The sequence below is a fragment of the uncultured Caballeronia sp. genome, assembly GCF_964243625.1.
In the GTDB taxonomy this organism is placed as follows: Bacteria; Pseudomonadota; Gammaproteobacteria; order Burkholderiales; family Burkholderiaceae; genus Caballeronia.
In genome coordinates, this window is record NZ_CAXTGZ010000687.1 from 1 (window position 1) to 3,095 (window position 3,095).

The window sequence follows — 3,095 nt, forward strand, 5'->3', positions numbered from 1 at the left end:
GATCAGGATGAAGATCACCGCGGACGCAAAGAAGATGTCGTTGAGTCCCATCATTGCGGCCTGTGTGTTCACGGTGAAGTCGAACAATCCACGCGCTTGGGCTTCGTTGACATGCAATGTGTTCTGCGAAGCCTGAAGCGACGCCATGAAGGCCGGATTATTGGCATTCGCCTGCTCGGTCAGCCGTTCGTGATGAAGGGCAATCCGGTCGGTCCACGCGTTACCGCACAACGACGTGCCTACGGCGCCGCAAAAAACCCGGGCGAAATTCGATAAACCCGCCGCCGCCGGAATCTTGGAAGGCGGCAATCCCGACAAGATGATCGACGTCAGCGGCACGAAGAACAGCGCCATTGGAATGCCCTGCAACAGCGTGGGCAAAACCAGGTGCCATGTATCGATTTCGATCACGTACTTCGAGCGCATATAAAACACGATCGCGAAGCCGACAAACGCCATGGTCGCGACCACGCGTGCGTCGGTGCGCGGCAATACCTTGCCCATGACCGGGGCGAGAATCACCGCGAAAATGCCCAAAGGTGCGGTGACGAGCCCGGCGTCCACGGAACGGTAATTCAGGTACTGCTGCATCCATTGCGGCAGCAAAACGAGGTTACCGAAGAACACGCCATACGCCACGGAAATGGCAACCGTGCCGCCAAAGAAATTGCGTCCCGCGAACAAACGCAGATCCACCACGGGATTCTTTTCGGTCAATTCCCAGACCACGAAGAACGCGAACGCGATTATCGCGATGATCCCGAGCCAGACGACCAGCGGCGATGAAAACCAGTCGAGGTCGCGGCCTTTGTCGAGCATGATCTGCAGGCATGCCACCCATGCGATCAACAGCATCAATCCGACCGTATCGATAGGCGCTTTGCGCGTCGCCGATTCACGTTTGCGGTAGATGAACCACGTCACGCTTGCGGCGAATAATCCTACCGGGATGTTGATATAAAAGATCCACGACCACGAGTAACTGTCGGTGATCCAGCCGCCTAACGCCGGACCCGCAATAGGGCCGACCACCGCGGTCATCGCCCAGAGGGAAAGCGCCATGGACGCTTTCTCCTTTGGATAGGAGCCCAGCAAGATGGCTTGCGAAAGCGGAATCAGCGGCCCGGCAACGGCGCCTTGCAACACGCGGGCGGCGAGCAGGATCGGCAGTGTCGGCGCAAGTCCGCAAAGCCACGAAGAGATCACGAATAAAATAATCGCGCCGACAAACAACTTGATCTGCCCGATGCGCTGGGTCAGCCAGCCGGTCAGCGGAATCGATACCGCATTGGCCGCGGCAAACACGGTGACGACCCACGTGCCTTCATCCACGGACACGCCGAGATTGCCGGATATGGTCGGAATGGCGACGTTCGCAATCGATGAATCGAGCACGTTCATGAACGTGGCAAGGGCCACGGCGACGGTCGCAAGGACAAGTTGCCCGCCTTTGAGAGGTTCAGGCGGGGCAGGCGCAGCGGGTGCGGCAGCAGGCGCAGTGCTCATGGCAGATCCAGATGAAGCGGCCACACGGAGAACCCACGCGGCCGGCGGTGCTAAAGCTCAATGGATGCTACGACAATGAATGTCATAGCAACGAATTGCCGCTAGTGTGCCAGCGATCAATAAACCGCGCTGACCACAATACTTTCATTTAGATCCGAAACGCTTTCATTTAACCGACACGTCGATATCGCCGAGATGTTTCTTTGCTGCCCTGGCGATGGTTCCGTCAGCTTGCAACTTCGCGATGGCTGTGTCCAGGCGTTGCTTCAGCGCCTTGTCGCCCTTGCGGATGCCGAACGCAATGCCGCTGCCCAGGATTTTTTCATCGTGCACGGGACCGCCCGCGAATGCGTAACCCGCGCCATCCGGTTTCGATAAAAAGCCCGATTGACCCGCAGCCGACATCACGAGCGTGCCGTCCAGACGCCCGGCCTTCAGGTCCGTATAAGCCTGGTTCTGGTCCTGGTACGCCACCACGTTCACGCCCGCATTCGCCCAATGCGCCTTCGCAAACGTCTCCTGAACCGACCCCGCCAGCACGCCGATGTTCTTGCCCTTCAGCGACTCAGGCGTGGGCGTGAGGCCGCTACCCGTCTTGGCGATCAGTTGCGTCGGCACGTGATACACGATACTCGTGAAGTCGATGGCCTGGCGGCGTTGATCGGTGGCGTTCATCGCGGAGTTGATGGCGTCGAACTTGCGGCCTTGCAGCGCGGGAATCAGGCCGTCGAACGAGGTCTCGACCCACGCGCATTTCATCTTGGCCGCGGCACACACAGCGTTGCCGATATCGATATCGAGTCCCTGCAATTCACCCGATGCCGACTTCGATTCGAACGGCGGATATTGCGCCTCGATGCCGTAGCGCAGCGTGTCGGAATCGGCGGCGAAAGTGGTTGCCGTCGTGCACAACGATGCCGCAACCAGCATGGCGCCGGCCAATGCGTGAAGGCGCTTCTTCATATGGTGTATCTCCCTTTGAGTATCGATGAATTCAAACCGCGCACAAACGGCGCGCGCCTTCGCGCAACGTGTCGTCGTCCTTCGCGAAGCTCAGGCGGATGATGCGGTTGTCGGTGCCGTCGGTGTAGAACGCGGATAGCGGGATTGTAGCGACACGCGTTTCACGGATCAGGCGCAGCACGAAGTCGCTGTCGGTTTCATCGGAGAACGCACCGAAGCGGGCCAGCAGGAAAAAGCTGCCCGCGCTCGGCAGCAGTTCGAAGCGCGAACCGGCAAGCGACTCGGCCAGCAAGTCGCGTTTCTTTTGGTAGAACGCGCCGAGGCCCAGATAGCTCGATTCGTTGCCGAGTGCTTCGGCGAACGCGATCTGCATGGGGGTATCGGCAGAGAAGGTCACGAACTGATGGACCTTGCGGATCTCGTTGGTCAGTTCCGCCGGGGCGAGCGTGAAGCCAACGCGCCACCCGGTCACGTGGTACGACTTGCCGAACGACGACACGATCACGCTGCGCTCGGCCAGTGCCGGATAACGCGCCATGCTGTGATGCAGGGCGCCGTCGAAGACCACGTGCTCATACACTTCGTCCGACAACACGATGATCTTCGAGTCACGCGTAAGCGCGGTG

General features: G+C 59.5%; 3 protein-coding genes. All 3 read right to left on the reverse strand.

From position 1 onward, the window contains the following. Positions 1-1,506 (reverse strand): DHA2 family efflux MFS transporter permease subunit (locus ACFFAR_RS29305; RefSeq protein WP_375509021.1); only part of this gene is annotated, 1,506 nt, incomplete at its 3' end. 165 nt (positions 1,507-1,671) lie between these two features. After that, positions 1,672-2,436, reverse strand: a complete 765-nt coding sequence (locus ACFFAR_RS29310; RefSeq protein WP_375509023.1) for an ABC transporter substrate-binding protein — start codon at positions 2,434-2,436, stop codon at positions 1,672-1,674. A gap of 64 nt (positions 2,437-2,500) precedes the next feature. Continuing rightward, positions 2,501-3,095 (reverse strand): aminotransferase class I/II-fold pyridoxal phosphate-dependent enzyme (locus tag ACFFAR_RS29315; RefSeq protein ID WP_375509022.1); only part of this gene is annotated, 595 nt, incomplete at its 5' end.

Excerpts from the sequence above, each read along its gene's own strand:
- ACFFAR_RS29310 (WP_375509023.1), bottom strand. The coding sequence starts at position 2,436 with ATGCTGGTTGCGGCATCGTTGTGCACGACGGCAACCACTTTCGCCGCC.